Genomic DNA, 19,896 nt, shown 5'->3' on the forward strand with positions numbered 1-19,896 from the left:
TTTGCCGGCTCCGCGAAGTACGGCTCTTCCTACTCGCGATCGCTCAGCAGGCTGATCGCGGTGACGAACATCGGCCCCGCGTACCGGCGGTACAGCTCGGGCAGCGCGTCGTCCTCGCTTCCCTGGAACCGCGCGCCCAGCGACGCCTCGTCCCGTGGCGGTGTCTCCTCCGGTGTCATTCCGAACCCTCTTCTGGTGTCCTCTCCAGAGTTGGGGCGACGGGGTGGGCAGGGCATCGGCAAGCCCTTACCTATCAACCTGCCCAGGGCTGCCCAATTGGGCCGCAGGCGGCAGCAACCGCGGATCCGCCACCGGCCAGTCACCCGGCGGGTCCCCCAGCCGCCGCAGTTCGGCCACCTGCAGCAGACACCACGGCGAAAGCCCAGCCGGTACGTCGGACCCGGGCGCCGCGGCGACCCGGGGCGATCCATCGGCATCAAGCTGTACGTCGAGAGCGGCCCAGGCGGTCCATTGGAAGGCGGCGACCTCGTCGGGGTCGGGGGTGGGTTCCCCACTGGAGGTGACGCGGTAGACGGGGCACAGCTCGTTCTCGACGACCCCGTCAGGCATCTCCGCGCGGTACCGGAACGCGGGCAGCACCAGGTCCACCTGGGTCGCGATCAGCCCGAGCTCGTCGGACAGCCTCCGGCGTACGGCGTCCTCCAGCGGTTCGCCCGGGAGTGGGTGCCCGCAGCAACTGTTCGTCCAGACGCCCGGCCAGGTCCGTTTGCCGAAGGCGCGCTGGGTCAGCAGCAGTCGGCCGGCCTCGTCGAACACGTAGCTGGAGAAGGCCAGGTGCAGCGGGGTCGCGGCATGGTGGACCGTCGCCTTGTCCTGGCTGCCGATCGCCCGGCCGGTCTCATCGACCAGCACCACCTTCTCCGTCGTCACCGACCGAGGGTATCCGCTCAGACATAGGCAATCACTACCGATGCCGACCACCCTCGCGGCCGCCTAGAGGGGCCGCAGTTGATGAGCTACGGCGACGCGTGTCCGCAGAACCTGCTGGTCCCGGCCGATCAGCCGGACGGCTTCGTCGCGATCGACTGGACCGCGAGCGGACTGGTCGCCGCCGGGGACGACCTCGGCCAGTTGCTGATCGGTCGCGCACACTCCGGCGAGCTCGGCGCCCGGAGTTCGCGGACCTGCGCGAACTGGTGATCGGCCGCTACCACGCCGGCCTGGTCTCCGAAGGACGCGCGGACATCGACGAGGACGACGTACGGGCTGGGCTGGACGGTTCACCGATCGCGCGGAACGCGTTTCTGTCGGTGCCGCTGGACAAGTTGGCCGAGCCGCTGACTGACGAACTCGCAGCGATGCTTGCGAAGCGGCTGGAGCCAACTCGGTATCTGGTCGGGCTCGGAGCTGCTAGCCTGACCGCGTGATCAAGCGACCCGCACAGTATCGACCGGCTCTGGGACGAGCCGGCCTGCTGTAGTTCGCTTCCACCCCAGAGCCTCCGAGGCAGGAACCCGTCATGGTTCCTGCCTCTTTCCGTTGCCGGAGGCATCGAGCTGGGTGCCTCTCCCCTGATTCCCCGAGAGGTCAACGATGACTGAAGTGAGCGCCGTGCTCGAGCGGCTGCGCCGGACGACCGACACCATCGTCGGCGAGACCGACCTGGCCGAACGACTGGCCTCGAGCCGCCCGCTGCGGATCAAGTACGGCGTCGACTGCACCGCGCCCGACCTTCATCTCGGCCATGCGGTGAACCTCTGGATGATGCGGCACCTGCAGGATCTCGGCCACAAGGTGGTATTCCTGCTCGGCGACCTGACCACCCGGATCGGCGATCCCACCGGCCGGTCCGAGACCCGGCCGGTGCTGACACCCGAGGAGATCGAGACGAACGCCGGGTCCTTCCTCGAACAGGTCTCCCTGGTACTGCGGACCGAGCCTGAGGTGTTCGAGGTACGGCGAAACTCCGAGTGGTACGACGCGATGGACGTGGCGACGCTGCTCGGGTTGTTCAGCCAGGTGACCCATGCCCAGCTGATGGCGCGGGATATGTTCCGGGAGCGGGTCGCCGCGGGCCGGGAGATCGCGCTGCACGAGCTGACCTACCCGGTGCTGCAGGGATACGACAGCTTCGCGATCAACAGCGACCTCACGATCGTCGGGTCCGACCAGCTCTTCAACGAGCAGCTGGGCAGGCACTTCCAGCAACGGCTCGGGGCGGCTCCGCAGGTCGTGATCACCAGCACGATCACTCCGGGCATCGACGGCGGCCCCAAGCAGTCGAAGTCGCGGAACAACTACATCGGGCTGACCGACACACCAAGGGACAAGTTCGGCAAGGTCATGAGCCTGCCCGACTCGCTGGTCCAGACCTACGCCCACGTCTACACAGAACTCCCGCTGGATGTCGTCGCCGGTCTGGGCGAGGCAGCGACGCAGGGCGGTCCACCCGCGCGCGAGGCCAAGCTCCGGCTCGCATCGGCCATCGTCACGCGGTACCACGGCGCCAACATCGCGAAGGCCGAGCGGGAAACGTTCATCCAGCTCTTCAGCGAAGCGAGTCAGCCGACAGATCTGCCCGAGGTGATAGTCGAGGACGCCACAGTGCTCGAGCTGTTGCTGGTGGCACGTCCCGGCGACAGCAGATCCGAGCTGAGACGGCTGATCAGCCAGGGCGCGGTATCCCTCGACGGCCGCAAGCTCAGCGACCCGAACGAGCCGATCACCTTGACCGGGCCAATGACCCTCCGCTCGGGCCGTCGTACGTGGCACCGTCTGGTTCCCCGGGCCTGATACCTGACTGTCGAGCGGAGCTGCCTATCTCTCATGGCTGAGCGGGAAACCCGGTTGGCGGCGGTCCGGGCGGACTCCACACTGACGAGGTGAAGACGGGCGGGCATAGAGGCGGGCGGGCATGGGGCGGCGGGCATGGCGAAGGGCGGGCTCCCGCGAGGCGGGGTCCGGCGTGGTCTTCGAAAATCCAGGCGCAGGCGTGTGGGCCTGCGTCTCGGCTCCTGCTACGGGCCTTGGGCCGGGGTCGTGTTGTCGTCTGCCCAGGATGAGCCGGGAGCCGGGTGGTTGGTTGGGTGATGCAGGGTTCGTGTGGTGGTTTCGGGGTTGGGGTCATCGCCCCACGCGTTGAGCGCGGCGGACTCCGCAGAGGTGGGCCAGGTGTTGTCACCGGTCCATGGCCAAGTGGTAGGCGGCCGCTGTGGGTCGGCCGCGGATGATGGGCGGTTCAGTCTGAGGTTCAACCGGCTGCCCGGAGATGGTTCGGCCCAGGTGGGCCGGGACACATGGACGACGCCGTCGGCGATGCGGATGGTCCAGTGGCCGGCGTGGACGTCTGCGTGGTTGGCGCCGCACAGCAACACCAGGTTGTCGAGGCTGGTGTTGCCGCCTTCGTACCAGGGCACGAGGTGGTGAGCGTGGCAGTTCGGAGGCGGTGCCTTGCAAATGACGCAACCGCCGTCGCGCTTGATCAGGGCAGTGCGGATCGCGGAGGTGACGAACCGTTCCTCTCGGCCCACGTCCAGCGGTTGGGAGTTGGAACCGAGCACGATCGGGATCACCCCGGCGTCACAGGCCAGTCGGCGGACGGCCGCGGCGGACAGGCCGTCGCCGAAGACGACGTCACTGGTCGCACCGGCGGTGGCATCACGCAGGTCGGCGTAGTCGATGGTCACCACCAGCCGCGGGCGGCCAGGAATGCCGTTGCTGCCGGCGGCCAGTTCGAGCACCACCACCAAGGCGTCGGCCTGCCGCTTGTCGCGGGACCGCGGATCCAGTTGACCGTCGACTGTCTTGTGTGGTTTCGCGCCGGCGTGGATCAGGGTTCTGAGGAGTTCGGCGTTCTCGTTGGCCAGGAAGCCACCGAACTCGACCCCCTGGTCGGCGTTCTTCAACCACAGCTTCTCCCGCCGGGCCGCCTTGTCCTCGGCCGGCTCCAGACCATCGGCGTCGAGGGTGTCGCGGACCTTCTTCCCCAGGCTCCGCAGGTCCGACGGCGACAGGTGCCGGGCGGCCTGGATCATCTGTTCCTCGGCGACGACCAGGTCATCGACGGGCACGGTGTCGGGGACTTGCTCCAGGGCGCTGACGATCGCCTCGGCCTGCGCCGGGTGCAGCAGCACAGCCGCCTCCTCGGCGAGCGGGTCGGCGACCGGATCAGCGAGCGGATCAGGCAGGGCAGCCGCGACGGCTGGGTACTTCGACAGTTTGGTGGCCAGCTTCAGGTCGCGCCGGACCTCCTTGGCATCGCGGCGATGCCGAAAAGACAGCAAACGGACCGTGTCACGGGCGCCGATCTCCTTGGCATACCCGGACTTCTCGAGCTCCGCCATCAGCTGCAGGCAATAGGTCTGCAGTGACGCGATCGTGGATTGCACGGCGTCGAGAGTGGCCAGCTGCTGGCTGCCACTCATCGACCACGCCGGCCGCATCTCCACGAGTTCCATGCCGATGACACTACAACCCCGCTCCGACAATTTCCGACCGAAAGTCCTTATTTTCAAGGGAATTCGTGATCGGACGGATCTGGTCACCTTGTCCACAACGGCAACAGAACTGTGGACGAAGCACGCTAGTGGCCGTCCCTGAGATTGGGTGACGCCCTCGGCCGCAAGGAGCACAAGCTTCGCCCGCTGCGCCAGCCCGGCTCGCACGGTCGTACTCCGGTTATCGGGCATAGGCCAATCCGACCCAGCACGAACCGATACCTAATCAACGACACGCTCCACTAAGGTCCGTGCGAGGTGATCAGCCAAGCGGCCGAGTCGTAGGCGATTCCGTCCGCCGTCTGATGCTCGGCGAGATCGTTGCACAGGGCATCTAGCGCCTGCTTGCGAACGGTGTCGTCGAGATCGGCCAGCAACCAGCCGAGGACGAAGCGCTCGGCGGTGCGGACGTCGGGGCCGAAGTACATCGGCTCGGCGTGGGCCTCGAACGTCGGGGCGGCGAATCCGGCGTCGACCAGGATGCGGCTCACCACGTCCGGGTCGGACTGCGAGAACGGCCCGGGTGCGTCCGGCGGCGGGACAGGCAGTTGCCGGCCGGCGGCGAGTGCGGTGGTGAATGAGCTGAACCACTCGTTCCGCGGGGGCGGCTGCCAGGTGAGCAGGACGCGCCGTCCGCCGGGCTTGGTCGCCCGCGCGAGGTTGCTGAAGGCAGCCCGGGGATCGGCGAAGAACATCGTGCCGGTGCGACTCAGGACCACGTCTAACTCGTCGTCCGGGAACGGATGGACCTGCGCGTCGACCTGCGCGAAGTGTGCGTTGGGCAAGCCGATCGCGGCGGCCGTTCGTTCGGCGATCGCCAGCATCGGCGACGAGAGATCCACCCCGATCGCAGTACCGGAACCGGCCAGCCAGGCCGCGGCTCTCGTCGTACTGCCCGTTCCGCAGCCGAGGTCGAGCACCTGGTCGCCGTCCCGGATCCCCGCCGCGCGCAGCAGCGCGTCGTCGTATCGGTGCAGCGCATGCTCGAACAACTCAGCCTCCTCGGCCCAGAAGACACCTTCAGCGGTATCCCAGGCCCGAAGCTGATCCGCATTCCCAGGATCGATCCAGGCCACGTCACTCATGATGATTCCCCTCTCGTCCCCACCCACTACGCCGACCCACTCTCAACCGGTTCACCCCCACCATCTGGCAGGGTGGCGACCAATGACCAGAGGGGGAAGCGATGACTGTGCTGGTGACCGGCACGACGGGCAACGCAGGCGGTGCGGTGGTCCGGGCTCTTGCGAGTAAGGGCGTTGCTGCCAAAGCCCTGGTACGCCGTGAGGTCGAACTGCCAGGCGGGGTGGAGCCGGTGCTGGGGGACCTCAACCGGCCCGACACCTTCGTCGATGCGCTGCAGGGTGTGTCCGGGATCTTCCTGATGAGCGGGTACGAGCGGACCGACGTGTTGCTGGCCAACGCCGTTGCCGCCGGGTTGGAGCGGATCGTGCTGCTGTCGAGCAGTGCGGTGACCGGGACCGACACGGCCAACGCGATCGCCGAGTACCACCTGGCTGCCGAGACCGCCGTACAGGACTCCGGCCTGGAGTGGACCTTCCTGCGGCCGAACACCTTCATGTCGAACACGCTGCGCTGGCTCGACCAACTCCGGGCGGGTGACGTGGTTCGCGTCCAGTTCCCCGACGTGCCGATCTCCACGATCCACCCGGCCGATATCGCGGACGTCGCCGTCGCCGCCCTGACGGAAGACGGCCACGCGGGTACGGCGTACCGGTTGACCGGGCCGGTCGCCTTGCGGCCGGCCGAGCAGGTGGAGATCCTCGGCCAGGCGATCGGGCGGTCGCTCACCGCCTACGAGCTGAGCCGGTCCGAGTCCCACGACGACCTTGCCGCCGCGATGCCTCCGCAGTACGCGAGCGCGATCGAGAGCTTCTTCGGCGACGGCATCGTAGACGAGACCAGCGTGACACCGACCGTCGAGACCGTCACCGGTCATCCGGCGCGCACGCTGCAGGACTGGACCCGCGAGAACGCCGGCCTGTTCGCCTGACCCTCAGGCGGCCAGTGTGCGGAGATGGGCGATCATCGTGTCGACGGCCGTCACCAGCGGCTTCGGGTCGCGGCGGACCTGGCTGAGCAACAGGCCGCCTTGCACGGCCGCGAGCATTGCCAGTGCCAACTCCTCGGCGTCGGCGGTCTTGCTCAGCTCACCGCGCTCCTGCATCTGCTCGAGTCCCTCGCGCAGCAGCCCTTCCCACATGGCGAAGGCGTTGGCCAACTGCACCCGGGCGACCGGATCGGCCTCGGCCAGGTCGCTGGCCAGTAAGCCGAGCGGGCAACCACCCGCACACTGAACCTTCGTCAGGATCCCTACCATCAGGTCGCGCCAGCTCTTCAGTGCCGGAAAGCTGTCCAACTGGTCGAGCCCCTGATGCTGTACGTCCATCACCTGGCCTGTCTGGTGGTCGATCACCGCCAGCACCAGCGCGTGCTTGCCGGGGAAGTAGTGGTAGAGCTGCGACGGGCTGACCTGGGCCGCGTTCTGGATGTCCTCGATCGTCGTGCGCGCGACGCCCTGCTCGAGCATCAACCGTGAGGCGGCGCTGACGATCCGCTCCCGGGTGGCCTGCCCCTTGCGCGTGAGTCCCATGCGTTTCAGCGTACTGATTTTGGAGTTGATACTCCAATTTTGGCTCCCCACTCTTGGAGCATCTACTCCAACCAGTGGGAAGTGACTCAGCTATGACTCAGGATTTCGTCGGCCGGACCGCACTCGTGACCGGCGGCAACAGCGGGATCGGCCGGGAGGTCGCCACCCAGCTCGCCGAGCGGGGCGCGCACGTGGTGATCAGCGGGCGGGACGCCGACCGTGGCGCCGCAGCGGTGGCAGCGATCCGCGCGGCCGGAGGCACGGCCGACTTCGTCCGTGCTGACCTGGACGACGTGACCAGCGTGCGCGCACTCGCCAAAGAGGCACTCGCGCTCGGTGGCGGGCACGTCGACGTACTGATCAACAACGCGGGCGTGTTCCCGTTCGCACCGACCGCCGAAGTACAGGCCGACGACTTCGACTCTGTCTTCGCCATCAACGTCCGGGCGCCGTTCTACCTGGTTGCCGAGCTCGCGCCGCTGATGGCCGAGCGCGGCCACGGCTCGATCATCAACCTGACCACGATGGTGGCGTACTACGGCCAGGCCGGGATGGCGCTCTACGGCTCGTCGAAGGCGGCGCTGCAGCTACTGACCAAGTCCTGGGCAGCCGAGTTCGGCCCGTACGGCGTCCGCGTGAACGCCGTCAGCCCCGGCCCGACCCACACCGAGGGGACCGCGGAGATGGGAGATGCTCTCGGCGACCTCGCCGCCAACAGCCCGCTCAACCGCGTCGGCACCGCCGCCGAGGTGGCAACCGGCATCGTCTTCCTCGCCTCCGACGCCGCCGCGATGATCCACGGCACCACCCTCCCGATCGACGGCGGCCGCCTCGCCGTCTGATGCCAGACTGGGTGTCCTCCGTGAGGGAAGGACCACCCGATGGGCATTCAGCCTCAGCTGTCCGTACGTCGCGGCCGGGCGGCGGTGGAGTTCTACCGCCAGGCTTTCGGCGCGATCGAGGTCTACCGCGTCGGCGGCACGGACGAGAACCCGGAGGTGGTCTCGCAGCTGAGGATCGGCGAGGACCTCTTCTGGGTCTCCGACGAGTCACCTGAGCACGAGAACTTCAGCCCGGAGTCCATCGGAGGCGGCACCGTCAGGATGCTCTTGATCGTGGCTGACCCCGACACCTCGGTCGCGCAGGCCGTCGCGGCCGGTGCGGCCGAGGTGGCGCAGGTGACAGATGAACACGGCTGGCGCCTGGGCCGGGTCCGCGATCCCTTCGGCCACCACTGGGAGATCGGCAAACCCCTCGTCGAGTGGCCGCCACACCTCCACTAGAGACCGGCCGCTCGCCTAGTAGCGGGGCATCTCCTCAAGGGGTTTGAGGTCTTCGCGGCCCGAGCTGGCTTGGACGGTGCCGTCCGTGACGGCGGCAACGTCCTGCCACGGCAGGTACCAGACGGCACCGAGGCGGCGGTGGACCAGCCAGCGGAGCAGGGCAGGGCCGACGTGGCGCTCGTAGCCGAGGAGGCGGGTGGCGTGTTTCTCCACCACGATCAGGCCGTCCACGCGGAAGGCGGCCTGCATCGACGGCTGGAGCGGTCCGTCCTGGACCAGGCGGACGTCGGCCACGCCGCCGATGTCGTCACCGGCGCGGTCGAGGACCCGATGGCCCAGCAGCTCATTCAGTCGCATCGCCGGCTCCTGGAATCTTGTCGATGATGTGCTGCTCGACCCAGTCGTCGCCCTTGGTCAGGTCCAGGTCGCCGGGCAGGATCTTGATCGCCGTGTCGATCGCGACGATCTGGGTGGCCGGGATCCGGTGGTGCCCGGAGATCAGCGCCGTCAGAACCGGGATCCCGGCGTCGAGGTCGAGCTCGACGTCGTCGACCTTGCCGAGCAGTTCCCCGGTCCGCTCGTGGATCAGCTGCCGGTCCAGCAGATGCAGCTGTGCGTGCAGCACCCTTCCTTCGGCGGCCATCTCAACGCCCCGCTCTCGTCACGATCATCAGCGGGATCGCCGCGATCGATGCCAGTAGCAACAACCCGAGGTAGACCAGGGCGAAGAGGTTGAGCACCCGGCCGTTCTTCTGTTCACCCATGTAGTCGGGATCGTTGGCGATGATGAGGATCGGCAGATAGGTCAACGGCAGCGCCACCGCCGCGAAGACCACCGAGTACTCCGTCACCATCACCGGGTCCACCGCGGTCATCAGCACCAGGATCGACAGGATCAGGCAGATGATCATCACCACGTGGAAGCGGGACGCCTGCCGCGGCCGGACGAACTTGCCCCACTGCCAGCCGAAGTACTGCGCGATCGTGTAGCCGCAGGACAGCGAGGTCTCCAGCGCCGCGCCGAAGGTCGCGGCAAACACCCCGAGCAGCACGATCGCCAGCCCGAGCTTGCCGAGGGCGACCGCCGCCGGGAGGGTCACCTGACCGAGCGTCTCGACCTGGACCCCGATCGGCAGGTAGAGCACGGCCGCGCACCCGGCGATCGCGAGCGACAGCAGGCCGCCCAGCGGGAAGCCGATGAACACGTTCGACCGCTCGGTGATCAGGTCGCGGCGGCCCCACTTCTCCTCGACCCCACCGGAGGAGAAGAAGAACACCTCGTACGGCGTCATGGCGGCTCCGAACAGGGCGATCCCGTAGTAGGCGTAGGTTGCCCAGGTCTCGTGGCCGATCGGGCCGGGACTGGTTGCCTGCTGCATCAGGTCGCCCCAGTCCGGGCCGAGCTTCCAGAGTGCGACGGCGAACACGATCAGCAGCAGGCCGAGCAGGCCGAACACCTGCTCCAGATGCGAGAACTTCACCCGCCAGATCACCAGCCAGACGGCGAACGCGGCCAGCGGCATCCAGAGCAGGTAGTTCACCCCGCTGGCCAGCTCGAACGCCAGCGCGACACCGCCGATCTCCGCGATCAACGTCAGCAGCGTGACCAGGAACGACGCGATCAACGCGAACAGGCCGGCTCGCCGCCCGAGCCGCTCGCGGATCAGGTCGAACACGGGCCGCCCGGACACCGCGACCACCCGGCCCGACATCTCGGCGTACAGGCAGATGCCGATCACCCCGACCACCACCACCCAGGCCAGCCGCATCCCGAAGCGGGCGCCGACGAGTGCGTTCGTGACCAGGTCGCCGATGTCGACGAAGCCACCGATGGCCGTGAGGATGCCGAGGGTGACCGCGAACAGCCGCTTCACTGGGCGCGCTCCCCCAGCTGCTCCAACTGCTCGGCGGTCTTGTCCAGCTGCCCGACCTGCTGCCGCACGGCCTCCAGGTCTCCACTGCGCAGCGCGATCCGCAGCTCGGTCACGCCGTCCGCGGCGTTCGCCAGCGCCTCGGAGTACAGGTCGTAGGTCTGGCGGGACTCGTCGGTCTCCGGCTGCCGCGCGTCGAAGGTGGTGGCGACCTGGCCGAGGGCGTCCTCGGCGTCGGTGACCATCACGGTCGCCGGCTGGGCCCAGAGCCTGCCGTCCAGCAAGGACTGCGCCGCCAGTTGCGCCGTCCTGACTCCGGACACCGCCTCCCGCGCGGAGCGGGCACCTTCGGACAGCATCTGCTGGTCCGGATCACCGCAGCCGGCCAGGCCCAGGATCAGGCTCAGAACCAAGCCGGCCGTCATTCCCAATGCCGCGAGTCTCCGCCGCATCTCCGCCCCTCCCGGGTCCGATAGTCGGGCGGCGCACCGGTACCCACGGGTCCTGTCGGCAATCGTGGACTAAGGGTCTACTTCCTACCCGGGCGGCGGTGGAAGCAGGTAGCGTCGCAGGGGTATGAGCAGCCGAGGAGGTCGCGCGGTGAACCAGTTCCTGGACCGGGTACGGCTGTTCTGGCTGTCCCGGAGCCCCCGTACGCGAGCGCTGGCGGTGCTGGCGCCGTTCATCGCGGAGTACCAGGCGATGACCGGGATGGATCTCTCCGACCGCGTGCTCGGCGACAGCGTGCTGCTCAGCCTGGCCGCCATGTACACCTCGCTCCCCCGGGCCGCCGAGCAGAGCGCCGAGAACTGGATGCGCGACTGCCAGCTGGCGGTGGATCGCGCGGCCAACCCGAACTGGCAGCTCAACCAGCAGGCGAACGAGCTGCTACCCGAGGTCTCCGAGGCGATCCGCCGGCGGCTTCGCTATCTGGATACCCATACTCCATAAGCCTTCACTGCTGTGGACTCAAGGCGGCGATGTACTCCGTGCCCGTGCAGATGGTGCCGAAGCGCGGGAAGATGTAGCTGACCGCGAAGTCGTGAGCGGCTCCGTTCAGGCCGGTCATCGCGTCGGTGACGAAGACCGCGGTGTAGCCGTGCTCGTCGGCGGCGCGCCCGGTCGACTCGACGCCGAAGTTGGTCGCGATCCCGCCGAGCACGACCGTCTCGATGTCCCGCGACCGCAGTACATCGTCCAGGCCGGTCTGGTGGAACGCGCCCACCGTGTGCTTCACGATCTCCACGTCACCCGGCTGCGGGTCGAGCTCCGGCGCGAGTCCGCTGCCCTCGGGCTGGACGTCGACTCCCGGTCGCTCGACCCTGACGTTGACGACCAGCCCGCCGACGGACCGGGTCGCCTTGGCCAGCGCGACGCACCGCTCCAGCACCTCCGGCCCGGACAGTGGCGCCGTCTCCAGCGCCACTATCCGCGGCATCAGGTCGATGAGGACAAGTGCGGTACGACGCGGTTCCAGCTCGAGAGTGGTCACGTCTGCCGACATTAGTTGAGGTCGTCGGCCAATCGGTTGGCGAGGGTGGTGTCCTTCTCGGTACCGGAGAAGCCGAAGCGCCAGGTGCCACCGGAGTACGAGCCCGGGGGCAGCGCGCGGCCGCCGGGTTGCCACAGGGGCTGCCAGGCAACGGCTCCGTTGGGCGGGTCGTACCAGTGGTTGTCCGCCGCCCAGGCCGATCCCTGCTTGTAGGCGGTGACGACGCTGAGACCTGAGCCGGTCGCCATCGACCAGTCCGGGAGTCCCGCGACGTCGCCGTTGCGCCCGAAGCCGCCGGGATCGCCTTGGTCGCCCAGTGCCGAGTCGACGTTGAGCGCGACCTCCCAGACGGGTGCCGTGGTCTGGCCGGCCACGTTCCACCGGAGGCTGGTGTCGAACGTCTTCGTGCCGAAGGAGAACGACCAGTCGGCGGTGACCGGCTCGTCGCCGAACGGGATGCCCTTCAGCTCGATACTCGCCGACTTCGCCATGATCCGGGCCGCGGCGCCGGCGGTGTCGGTGGCACCGAACGTTCCGACCGCGAGGTAGGGCGCGGTCGATCGCGAGGACGAGTCCAGCGCGGGCTTGTAGCTACCCCGGCCGGACGGGTCCACCTCGAGCTTGGTCAACGCGGCCCTGGGTTGGCTCTGCACAGTCGCCCGGTAGTACTTGCTGCTGATAACCCTGCCCTTGGTGATCTGCAGCGAGTCGAAGTCGAGCGGCGCGAGGTACAGGCCGCCCTTGCCCCAGCCCGCGCCCGTGACGTACCACTTGCTGCCGTCCTGGACCACCTCGGCAGCATGGGCCGCGATCGTGCCGACCTGCTGATCGATGGTGAAGTGCAGCGGGTCCTTGCTCTTGTAGACCTTGGTGACCTCGTACCCGCCGTCGCAGCAGATGAACAGGTACCAGTCGGTGCCGCGCTGCACCACGAACGGCGACTCGGTCGGTCCTCCGAAGGTGCCGGTGGCCGGGTGCTGGAACGCAGTCTGCCGGTCACTCCAGTGCCGGAGGTCCGGACTGGTGCGGTAGGCAACGATGTGGTTGCCGCCGCTCGGGGTCGAGTTGGCGGTGTAGTACATCACCCACTGGTTCCCGACCTTGTGCACCATCGGGTCCCGGCCGTCGAACCCGTCGGTGAACAACGGGTTGGCGGCATCCCTGGTCCAGTTGACCAGATCCGTCGACGTCGCCAGGTGCATCCGGTACGCCGTGTGGTCGGGCGTCCCACCGGCGTAGAACATGTAGTAGGTGCCGGCGTCATACGTGACGTACGGCGCCCAGATGTGGCTCTCGCCGGCGGCCGGATCCGCGACCAGTGCCGGTGGTTGTTTCGTCCACGGACCGTTCGGCGTTGGTGCCGTGGCGTGGCCGAAGCTCTTCTCGTCGAGCGGGTTCGCCGGCTCCGCGTGCGTGATCGCGTAGACGTGCCAGGTGCCGGTCTTCCGGTCCTGCACCAGGGTGTGGTCGTTGTAGTACCAGGGACTGGTCTCCCCGACGCTCGGATCGTAGACCTTCACGAACTTGCCGGCCGCGACCACCTTGTCGACCTTGACGAACGGCACGCTCTTGATCTCCGGCCTGCTGGTGGCAGCCGCCGAGAGCGGTACCGCCGCCAGCATCAGTCCCGCGAGCGCGGCGACGAACTTGTTCCACCGCGGGGTCATCAGTTCACCTCCAGATCGAGCAGGTCGACACCGACGAGGTAGCCGATCGCGGCCGGGTTCTTGCCGGTGATGGTGATCTTCAGCTGATGCTTGCCCGCCGCAAGAGTTGCGTTGCCGAGGTCAACCGTCTGGGTGGAGACACCCGCGGCGGCGTAACCGTCGAACGAAGCGAGCTTGTTGCCGTCGACACTGAGGTCAGCGATTCCGTAGTCCGCCGCCTTCGTGAGCACGGTCGACAACTTGTAGTTCCCGGCACTCGGTACGGAGAAGTCGAGAACCAGGTTGTCGCCGGCCTTCGTGCCGTGCACCCACAGTTGCGCCCCGCCGGACCAGCTGACCCCGCAGCAGTTGCCTTGCCGATCGGCCGGAACCGTCCCGGAAACCACTGGCAGCAACGTCTCCGCCTCGACCCGGACCGTGTTGCCCGACGTCGCCTGGGCGGTTGCGGACTTGCCGCCCTCGTGCCCGGCGAGGTCGACCGCGGAGACCCGGTACTCCCAGGTCTCGTTCAGTCCGATTCCCTTGTGCAGGAATCCCGGGGTGTTGCTGGTGCCGATCAGCTTCTCGGCCGCCCCGGACTTCGCGCCGTACACGTGGTACTTCGCGATGCCGCTGTCGTCCGCGGTGTCGGACCAGGTGAGAGCGATGGCGTTGTCGGTGCGCCCGGTGGCCGTGAGGTTCTGCACCTGCCCCGGAGCCTGCCGGTCGGAGTACGGGATGACGGAGGACTGGACCACGTAGCTCGCCGCCGTCCAGCTCGGGCCGCTCGGTTGCAACTCGACGGTGAGTTCGGTCCGGCCGAAGGTGAGTGCCGTTGGCAACTGGAAGTTGTCGTCGAGCCAGCGTTGCCGGTCGTTGCCCAGCGGCTGCAACCAGGTTCCCGCCTCCTTGCCGTCGACAACCACCTTGGCCGACTGCCAGCCGACGTTCTGGTCGCTGGTACGGCGTAGCGCCACGCCGCGGTTGACCGGATCGACCTCGACGGTGAACCGGATCGGGGAGCTCGTGGCGCGCACCTGGTCGGTGAGCACCGTGTCGTCGTGATCGCCCTCGTAGACGCTGGTGAGGTCGGCCTGGGTCGCCTGGCCGTCGGTGTACCCGTGCTGCTGGCGGCTCTGCGCCGAGCCGACGTCGATCCGGTCGGTCTCCCGGGCGCCGAACTGCCCCGCGGAGTACAGGTAGGCGGTGGAGCCGTAGACGGCCGGGTGGTCGTTCTGCTGGCCGTGCTCGATGCCGAAGGTGAGCTGGTTCTGGAAGTCGACGGCGTCGGTGATGTGCAGGCGGAACGCGCTGTCGCACTCGTTCTTGCACTCACCGGCCTGGACCTCGTGGCCGGAGTTGCCGTGGAAGGGCGTCGAGTAGGTGCCCTGGTTGAAGTACCAGCCGGACTCGTAGTAGTCCTCGGTGCCGGTGCCGTGGATCGCCGGGGTGCGCTCGCCGTCGACGTACACGCGCTCGTCGCCCTCGAGGTACCCACGGGTGTTGCCGTCGGGCTGCAGGCCCTCCATGGTCTGCGAGACGCCGACGAACTTGCCGCGTCCGGTGGTGTTCGCGATGGTCCAGTCGCTGCCCATCGCAGGCTCGGCCCGGTGCGAGCTCGTGGTGAAGTAGCCGCTCTTGCCGGTCTCCAGATCGACCGCGACCTTGGCGTCCCCCGCCGAGGTGACCTCCGCCTGACCTCCCGACAGCATGTACTGCGAGGTGTTCACCAGGGTGACGGTGGCGCGGGCGAGGTACGGCATCGGCCACCAGGAGGAGTACCAGCCGCCCGGGTCCATCGCGAAGAACAGCGAGCGGACCTCGTTCTCGCCGAGGCCGGAGCCGAAGAACTCGCCGATCGGCGAGTCCACCCGCTTCTTGCCGTCCACGGTGACCTGGACCCGCACGCCGGAGAGCAGCGCGTCCGAGGACTTCACCCGGGCCGCGTCCTCCGCCGTGGCGGCGTACGGCATCGAGTGGGAGCCTTCCCAGTTCTGCTTGGTGATCGTGTAGCCGTGCGCCTGCTCGTCGGCGACGTGCGCGGGTCCGACGTCGAGGGTGTCGGTGCGCTTGGCGGTGCCGCCGACGATCGAGTCGGCCCAATACGTGAACTCGTTGAAGTCGAGGTCGGAGGAGACGAACTCGTTCCGGAGCTGGAGCTGCGACTTGCCGGCGGTCGCGCTCGCCGGGAGGTCGACGACCTGGTCGGCCCACTGCGCGCCATTGGCCGGGAGCGGCGTCCACTCGCCGGCCTGGACGCCGTCGACGAATACCTTCGCGCGCTGGTTGCCGATCCGTAGATCCATCCGGCGGATCAGCTTGACGCCGGTGTTGGCCGGGTCGATCTTCAGGGTGAACTGGCTGCCGCCGAGGAAGGCGCGACCGTCGTCGGCGAACGACTGCAGGTCAAGCCCGACGATCTGCGGCAGCTTCAGGCGAAGCGCGCTCAGCTCACCCGGTCCCTGGTTGTCGGCCAACGTGAGTTGCTTGCCGGGGGCAAGGTCCACCGGCTTGGCGGTCATCTTCGCACCCGGCTTCGCGGGCTTCGGATCCTTCGTGCCGAACGACTTCAGCAGCGCGACGACGTCCGCGGCCTTGTCGGTCGGGTCGAAGGTGCTGACGCCGCTCGCGTCCGGGAACTCGCGGTAGTCGACGTGGTAGAAGAGCGGGTTGTTCTGGACCGTCACCCGCATCGAGTTCTTGTACGGCATCGGCACCCGGAGGTAGACGCCGCCACTCGTCTCCAGGGCGTTGGCGACGAGCGGGTAGACGAAGGGCGAGCCGAGCTTGCCGTCCACGACATCCTGCAGGCTGGCGTCCACGACCTTCTTGCCGTCGACCTCGACGGTGAGCTTGCCGGTCTTGCGGACGTCACCCTCGTCGCGGGTGAACCAGATCGAGGCGATCTCCCCCGGGCCGGCGTCCTCGGCGAGCACGCAGCCCGCGGCGGTCGTCCTGAGGCACGAGTACTTGCCGTCGAAGCCGTCGTTGTTGGTGCCGTCGCGGCCGAAGCTGGAGAACTGCTTGCTGCGGACAGCCGTCGGCAGTTCGGGGAGGCGGTCGAGCCGGCGGTAGACGTCCCACCCGACCGGGCCGTTGCCCCCTGCCAGGGACGCGGCGTCCGCAATACGGGCTTGCGTGGCGCCTGCAGTACGGGCGGTTGGCATGGCGGTGGCGGTCGTCAGGGCGGCGGCGGGGAGCACGAGAACTGCTCCGAGCAGCACCGTGGCAGTGCCTCTCAGCAACCTGGTCATGGGCGGACCTCACGATCTGGGAAATCGATTTCTCAGATATTTACCATCGGAGCGCGGTGCTTGAGAAGAGTTCGAAGGCGTTTACTTCATGCACGCGAGCTGCTATTACGCGCGCCCTCGCGCAGTTGCGACAGAACCGGAATCGGACCGGTTGTCCACGAGTTGGCACCCGGTCGACCGGGCCGTCGCCATCAGCGCCAGACTGGGTCCCGGCACTCTTTCCCAGCACTCACCCGCAGGAGAATTCCATGAGTTCTGCCCCAGCCCAGATCGCCGTCACCGGTCTCGCGGTGATGGGCCGCAACCTGGCCAGGAACCTGGCGCGCAACGGGTTCCGCGTCGCCGTCCACAACCGGTCCCAGGCCCGGACGGACGCGCTGATCGAGGAGTTCGGCCACGAAGGTGAGTTCACCCCCGCCGCCGACCTGCCCGCGCTGGTCGCTGCCCTGGAGCAGCCGCGCAAGATCATCATCATGGTCAAGGCCGGCGAGCCGACCGACGCCGTGATCGACGACCTGGTGCCGCTGCTCGACGAGGGCGACATCGTCGTCGACGCCGGCAACGCGCACTTCGCCGACACCCGGCGGCGCGAGGACGCGCTGAAGGCCAAGGGCCTGCACTTCGTCGGCAGCGGTGTGTCCGGCGGCGAGGAGGGCGCGCTGAACGGCCCGAGCATCATGCCGGGCGGTTCACCGGAGTCGTACGCCGCGCTCGAGCCGATGCTGACCAAGATCTCCGCGCACGTGAACGGCGAGCCGTGCTGCGTGCACGTCGGCCCCGACGGCGCCGGCCACTTCGTGAAGATGCTGCACAACGGCATCGAGTACGCCGACATGCAGCTGATCGCCGAGGCGTACGACCTGCTCCGGCACGTGCTCGGCCTCAGCGCCACCGAGATCGCCGACGTGTTCCTCGAGTGGAACAGGGGCGACCTGGAGTCGTTCCTGATCGAGATCACCGCCGAGGTGCTCAGCCAGGTCGACGAGTCCACCGGCGGGCCGTTCGTGGACGTGGTGCTCGACCAGGCCGAGCAGAAGGGCACCGGCCGCTGGACCGTGCAGGTCGCGCTCGACCTCGGCATCCCCGTCAGCGGCATGGCCGAGGCCGTCTTCGCCCGCTCCCTGTCCGGCGACGTCGTACGCCGCACCGCCGCGGCCGGGGTGCTGCCCGGGCCGTCGGAGGCGAAGGCCGACGTGGACCGGGACGCGTTCATCGACGACGTCCGGCACGCGCTGTACTCGTCGAAGCTGGTCGCCTACGCGCAGGGCTTCGACGCGATCCGCGCAGCCAGCGACCAGTACAACTGGAACATCGATCTGGGCGCGATGGCGACGATCTGGCGCGGCGGCTGCATCATCCGGGCCCGTTTCCTGGACCGGATCAAGGAGGCGTACGACCGGGACGCCGACCTGCCGTCGCTACTGGTGGACGACTACTTCAAGGACGCCGTCACAAGCGGCCAGGACGGCTGGCGTCGCGTGGTCGCGACCGCGGCCACGGTCGGCGTACCGGCTCCTGGCTTCTCGGCCGCCCTGTCGTACTACGACGGGCTGCGGGCCGAGCGACTGCCGGCTGCGCTGATCCAGGGGCTCCGCGATCTGTTCGGTGCGCACACGTATCGCCGTACGGACCGCGAGGGCACCTTCCATCTCGACTGGTCCGGCGACCGCAAGGAACACCAGGCCTGATCTTCCGGGGTCTTCCTGATCTTCTTGGGTGTTCTTCCGAGGGTGATCTTGTGGGCGAGCCCTGTCCGTTCTCACCGAGCGGGCAGGGCTCGTCGCGTGACGTGATTGGCTTTCTTGGTCGAACGTGTGTTCTAATACACTCTCAGCGCCAGCCCGCTTCGGCGGGGACATGTCACCCAGGGAGATCGCCGCAACGATGACTGTAGACACTTTGGCAGTAGAACCGCAGACCGACGTCGCCGACACTCCCGACGACGCAGGTGTCACCACTTCTGCCGACTCTTCCGTTGCCGTGGAAACAACCTCGGACGACTCGGCAGCCGCCACCTCTTCGGCAGCCGCGGACGCCCCGGCGGCCGAGGTCGTCGCGGAGAAGCCCAAGCGCGCCGCCAAGAAGGCACCGGCCGCGAAGAAGACCAAGACGCTCGAGCTCACCCTGACGGTGACCGGCACGGCCGACGGTGAGTGGCACGCCGAGCTCAAGCAGGGCAGCAGCTACCTCGCCCGCAACCTCGCAGTCGCGGCCGCCGCGGTTTCCCGCGCTGCCAAGGAGTTGCACGAGGACCTGTCCGGCCCGATCGACGAGGTCATCGACGCGGCCCGCGAGCAGCAGGCCGCCAAGGTCGCCGCCCTGGAGGCCGAGCTCGAAGCAGCCCGCAAGGCCCTCGCCGAGCTCGCCGAGTAGTTCCCCGATCGGTTTCTCGCAACACCCCGACCGGCTTCTCGGTCGGTTTCTCAGCTGGTTTCTCGACGGTCCGGGCCCGAGGCGTCCGGCGCGGAGTGGTCGAGAAGGTAATGAGGAGGTGCCGGATCGGTGACCTGTGGTGATCCACAGTGTGACCGATCCGGCACGCCGCTTCCCTGGGCGAGGTGGTGTCGCGCGTCGTACCGTGTTGGCCTGGGCCGGTCCCGTAGGGCCCTGACCGCTCCGAACAGAAGAGGTCAGATGAGCACATTCCAAGACCTGGGATCGCTGTTGCTGGTTCGCGGTGCGGACGAGCTGGACCACGCCGGCGGCACCCTGTACGTGCACCTCCACCGGGTCGCCAAGCGACTCAGAACGCTCGGCGCCTCCGAGACCCTCGTGATCGCCGGCCTCGCGCACGCGGCGTACGGGACGGACGGATTCCCGACCCACCTGTTCGACTGGCAGCAGGAACGCCCCGTCCTGGAAGCCGTCATCGGCACCGACGCGGAACTGCTGGTCTACCGGTACGGCTCCTGCGAGCGCGAGACCACCTGGCGCGACCTCGCCGAGCACAACACCGTCACCGACCGCTTCACCGGCACCTCGGAAGAACTGACGACCGCGGAACTCCGCGACTTCGTCGACCTCACCATCGTCAACGAACTCGACGTCCTGGAGCACGCCCCGAAGCTCGAGCCCAAGCTCCGCCCGTTCCTCCAGGAACAGATCCCCCGCTGGCAGTCCCTGGCCTCCCCCGCCGTCCTGGCCGACGCTCACCGCGTCCTGGACGTCCAGCCCCAGGTCCACCCGGCCTGACAGCCACGCGTCGACCTTCTCCGTCACGGCCTGCGCCACCTCCTCACGCCACTACGAGGTCTGGCCGGAATTCCTGGAAATCGACCC

Annotated in this window: 22 protein-coding genes; 10 read left to right on the forward strand and 12 right to left on the reverse strand. The window is 68.1% G+C overall.

The features are described from left to right. Positions 1–29: 29 nt before the first annotated feature. On the reverse strand, positions 30–179 hold the full coding sequence (locus EV644_RS44335) for a hypothetical protein (protein ID WP_158292714.1): 150 nt from the start codon (positions 177–179) through the stop codon (positions 30–32). A gap of 67 nt (positions 180–246) precedes the next feature. Further along, positions 247–891: an isopentenyl-diphosphate Delta-isomerase gene (gene idi / locus EV644_RS01295; RefSeq protein ID WP_132187358.1), complete on the reverse strand. Its 645-nt coding sequence runs from the start codon at positions 889–891 to the stop codon at positions 247–249. An 81-nt stretch (positions 892–972) separates the two neighbouring features. Here idi and EV644_RS01300 point away from each other — a divergent pair, with 81 nt between their 5' ends. The 3 genes from EV644_RS01300 to tyrS all read left to right on the forward strand — a co-directional run bounded on the left by EV644_RS01300 (position 973) and on the right by tyrS (position 2,754). Continuing rightward, a complete protein-coding gene (locus EV644_RS01300; RefSeq protein ID WP_132187357.1) occupies positions 973–1,161 on the forward strand; it encodes a hypothetical protein in 189 nt (62 codons plus the stop codon). Continuing rightward, positions 1,158–1,388, forward strand: a complete 231-nt coding sequence (locus EV644_RS01305; protein ID WP_132187356.1) for a hypothetical protein — start codon at positions 1,158–1,160, stop codon at positions 1,386–1,388. Before EV644_RS01300 ends, EV644_RS01305 begins: the two co-directional genes overlap by 4 nt. A gap of 166 nt (positions 1,389–1,554) precedes the next feature. Next, positions 1,555–2,754, forward strand: a complete 1,200-nt coding sequence (gene tyrS, locus EV644_RS01310) for a tyrosine--tRNA ligase (RefSeq protein ID WP_132187355.1) — start codon at positions 1,555–1,557, stop codon at positions 2,752–2,754. Positions 2,755–2,978: 224 nt separating this feature from the next. Here the strand turns inward: tyrS and EV644_RS01315 are convergent, their stop codons facing one another. Both EV644_RS01315 and EV644_RS01320 read right to left on the reverse strand, forming a co-directional pair. Further along, on the reverse strand, positions 2,979–4,418 hold the full coding sequence (locus EV644_RS01315; protein ID WP_241997851.1) for an HNH endonuclease signature motif containing protein: 1,440 nt from the start codon (positions 4,416–4,418) through the stop codon (positions 2,979–2,981). A 281-nt stretch (positions 4,419–4,699) separates the two neighbouring features. Next, positions 4,700–5,542, reverse strand: coding sequence for a class I SAM-dependent methyltransferase (locus tag EV644_RS01320; protein ID WP_132187354.1), 843 nt, complete (start codon positions 5,540–5,542; stop codon positions 4,700–4,702). Between the two features lie 101 nt (positions 5,543–5,643). Here EV644_RS01320 and EV644_RS01325 point away from each other — a divergent pair, with 101 nt between their 5' ends. After that, positions 5,644–6,471 (forward strand): NAD(P)H-binding protein, encoded by an 828-nt coding sequence (locus EV644_RS01325; protein ID WP_132187353.1) that lies wholly within the window; start codon positions 5,644–5,646, stop codon positions 6,469–6,471. 3 nt (positions 6,472–6,474) lie between these two features. Here EV644_RS01325 and EV644_RS01330 read toward each other — a convergent pair whose 3' ends face one another. Then, a complete protein-coding gene (locus tag EV644_RS01330) occupies positions 6,475–7,071 on the reverse strand; it encodes a TetR/AcrR family transcriptional regulator (RefSeq protein WP_132187352.1) in 597 nt (198 codons plus the stop codon). Between the two features lie 92 nt (positions 7,072–7,163). On the opposite strand from EV644_RS01330, the gene EV644_RS01335 reads away from it, so the two are divergent. Both EV644_RS01335 and EV644_RS01340 read left to right on the forward strand, forming a co-directional pair. Continuing rightward, on the forward strand, positions 7,164–7,913 hold the full coding sequence (locus EV644_RS01335; RefSeq protein WP_132187351.1) for an SDR family NAD(P)-dependent oxidoreductase: 750 nt from the start codon (positions 7,164–7,166) through the stop codon (positions 7,911–7,913). Positions 7,914–7,952: 39 nt separating this feature from the next. Beyond that, positions 7,953–8,354, forward strand: coding sequence for a VOC family protein (locus EV644_RS01340; protein ID WP_132187350.1), 402 nt, complete (start codon positions 7,953–7,955; stop codon positions 8,352–8,354). Positions 8,355–8,369: 15 nt separating this feature from the next. On the opposite strand, the gene EV644_RS01345 is transcribed toward EV644_RS01340, so the two are convergent. Genes EV644_RS01345 through EV644_RS01360 form a run of 4 tightly spaced genes read right to left on the reverse strand, consistent with a single transcriptional unit; the run spans position 8,370 to position 10,677 of the window. After that, entirely contained in the window at positions 8,370–8,711 is a 342-nt protein-coding gene (locus EV644_RS01345) for a PRC-barrel domain containing protein (RefSeq protein ID WP_132187349.1), read from the reverse strand. Next, positions 8,698–8,997 (reverse strand): hypothetical protein, encoded by a 300-nt coding sequence (locus tag EV644_RS01350; protein WP_132187348.1) that lies wholly within the window; start codon positions 8,995–8,997, stop codon positions 8,698–8,700. The genes EV644_RS01345 and EV644_RS01350 overlap by 14 nt, the downstream gene beginning before the upstream one ends. Position 8,998: 1 nt before the next feature. Continuing rightward, positions 8,999–10,228, reverse strand: coding sequence for an NRAMP family divalent metal transporter (locus tag EV644_RS01355; RefSeq protein ID WP_132187347.1), 1,230 nt, complete (start codon positions 10,226–10,228; stop codon positions 8,999–9,001). Next, complete coding sequence (locus EV644_RS01360) at positions 10,225–10,677, reverse strand: hypothetical protein (RefSeq protein WP_132187346.1); 453 nt, start codon at positions 10,675–10,677, stop codon at positions 10,225–10,227. The genes EV644_RS01355 and EV644_RS01360 overlap by 4 nt, the downstream gene beginning before the upstream one ends. A gap of 148 nt (positions 10,678–10,825) precedes the next feature. Between EV644_RS01360 and EV644_RS01365 the strand changes: the two genes are divergently transcribed. After that, positions 10,826–11,176 (forward strand): hypothetical protein, encoded by a 351-nt coding sequence (locus EV644_RS01365; RefSeq protein WP_132187345.1) that lies wholly within the window; start codon positions 10,826–10,828, stop codon positions 11,174–11,176. 4 nt (positions 11,177–11,180) lie between these two features. On the opposite strand, the gene EV644_RS01370 is transcribed toward EV644_RS01365, so the two are convergent. The 3 genes from EV644_RS01370 to EV644_RS01380 are packed head-to-tail and all read right to left on the reverse strand — an operon-like array spanning position 11,181 to position 16,617. Then, the gene (locus EV644_RS01370; RefSeq protein WP_241997850.1) at positions 11,181–11,717 is read right to left on the reverse strand and encodes an isochorismatase family protein; all 537 of its coding nucleotides are present in this window, start codon (positions 11,715–11,717) and stop codon (positions 11,181–11,183) included. 11 nt (positions 11,718–11,728) lie between these two features. Then, positions 11,729–13,384 carry a family 43 glycosylhydrolase gene (locus EV644_RS01375; RefSeq protein WP_132187343.1) on the reverse strand — a complete coding sequence of 552 codons (1,656 nt, stop codon included), beginning with the start codon at positions 13,382–13,384 and terminating at the stop codon, positions 11,729–11,731. Further along, positions 13,384–16,617 carry a DUF2961 domain-containing protein gene (locus tag EV644_RS01380; RefSeq protein WP_132187342.1) on the reverse strand — a complete coding sequence of 1,078 codons (3,234 nt, stop codon included), beginning with the start codon at positions 16,615–16,617 and terminating at the stop codon, positions 13,384–13,386. Before EV644_RS01380 ends, EV644_RS01375 begins: the two co-directional genes overlap by 1 nt. A gap of 248 nt (positions 16,618–16,865) precedes the next feature. On the opposite strand from EV644_RS01380, the gene gnd reads away from it, so the two are divergent. The 3 genes from gnd to EV644_RS01395 all read left to right on the forward strand — a co-directional run bounded on the left by gnd (position 16,866) and on the right by EV644_RS01395 (position 19,809). Next, complete coding sequence (gene gnd / locus EV644_RS01385) at positions 16,866–18,305, forward strand: NADP-dependent phosphogluconate dehydrogenase (protein ID WP_132187341.1); 1,440 nt, start codon at positions 16,866–16,868, stop codon at positions 18,303–18,305. Positions 18,306–18,501: 196 nt separating this feature from the next. Then, complete coding sequence (locus EV644_RS01390) at positions 18,502–18,990, forward strand: DUF6319 family protein (RefSeq protein ID WP_132187340.1); 489 nt, start codon at positions 18,502–18,504, stop codon at positions 18,988–18,990. Positions 18,991–19,251: 261 nt separating this feature from the next. After that, positions 19,252–19,809 carry a DUF6817 domain-containing protein gene (locus EV644_RS01395; protein WP_132187339.1) on the forward strand — a complete coding sequence of 186 codons (558 nt, stop codon included), beginning with the start codon at positions 19,252–19,254 and terminating at the stop codon, positions 19,807–19,809. The last annotated feature ends 87 nt before the right edge of the window (positions 19,810–19,896 follow it).

Origin of the sequence: Kribbella orskensis (assembly GCF_004342085.1) — a bacterium.
Classification (GTDB): Bacteria; Actinomycetota; Actinomycetes; order Propionibacteriales; family Kribbellaceae; genus Kribbella; species Kribbella orskensis.

Coding starts and splice junctions, on each gene's coding strand:
- EV644_RS44335 (WP_158292714.1), bottom strand. CDS start 179: ATGACACCGGAGGAGACACCGCCACGGGACGAGGCGTCGCTGGGCGCG.
- EV644_RS01300 (WP_132187357.1), top strand. CDS start 973: ATGAGCTACGGCGACGCGTGTCCGCAGAACCTGCTGGTCCCGGCCGAT.
- tyrS (WP_132187355.1), top strand. CDS start 1,555: ATGACTGAAGTGAGCGCCGTGCTCGAGCGGCTGCGCCGGACGACCGAC.
- EV644_RS01315 (WP_241997851.1), bottom strand. CDS start 4,418: ATGGAACTCGTGGAGATGCGGCCGGCGTGGTCGATGAGTGGCAGCCAG.
- EV644_RS01320 (WP_132187354.1), bottom strand. CDS start 5,542: ATGAGTGACGTGGCCTGGATCGATCCTGGGAATGCGGATCAGCTTCGG.
- EV644_RS01325 (WP_132187353.1), top strand. CDS start 5,644: ATGACTGTGCTGGTGACCGGCACGACGGGCAACGCAGGCGGTGCGGTG.
- EV644_RS01330 (WP_132187352.1), bottom strand. CDS start 7,071: ATGGGACTCACGCGCAAGGGGCAGGCCACCCGGGAGCGGATCGTCAGC.
- EV644_RS01335 (WP_132187351.1), top strand. CDS start 7,164: ATGACTCAGGATTTCGTCGGCCGGACCGCACTCGTGACCGGCGGCAAC.
- EV644_RS01340 (WP_132187350.1), top strand. CDS start 7,953: ATGGGCATTCAGCCTCAGCTGTCCGTACGTCGCGGCCGGGCGGCGGTG.
- EV644_RS01345 (WP_132187349.1), bottom strand. CDS start 8,711: ATGCGACTGAATGAGCTGCTGGGCCATCGGGTCCTCGACCGCGCCGGT.
- EV644_RS01350 (WP_132187348.1), bottom strand. CDS start 8,997: ATGGCCGCCGAAGGAAGGGTGCTGCACGCACAGCTGCATCTGCTGGAC.
- EV644_RS01360 (WP_132187346.1), bottom strand. CDS start 10,677: ATGCGGCGGAGACTCGCGGCATTGGGAATGACGGCCGGCTTGGTTCTG.
- EV644_RS01375 (WP_132187343.1), bottom strand. CDS start 13,384: ATGACCCCGCGGTGGAACAAGTTCGTCGCCGCGCTCGCGGGACTGATG.
- EV644_RS01380 (WP_132187342.1), bottom strand. CDS start 16,617: ATGACCAGGTTGCTGAGAGGCACTGCCACGGTGCTGCTCGGAGCAGTT.
- gnd (WP_132187341.1), top strand. CDS start 16,866: ATGAGTTCTGCCCCAGCCCAGATCGCCGTCACCGGTCTCGCGGTGATG.
- EV644_RS01390 (WP_132187340.1), top strand. CDS start 18,502: ATGACTGTAGACACTTTGGCAGTAGAACCGCAGACCGACGTCGCCGAC.
- EV644_RS01395 (WP_132187339.1), top strand. CDS start 19,252: ATGAGCACATTCCAAGACCTGGGATCGCTGTTGCTGGTTCGCGGTGCG.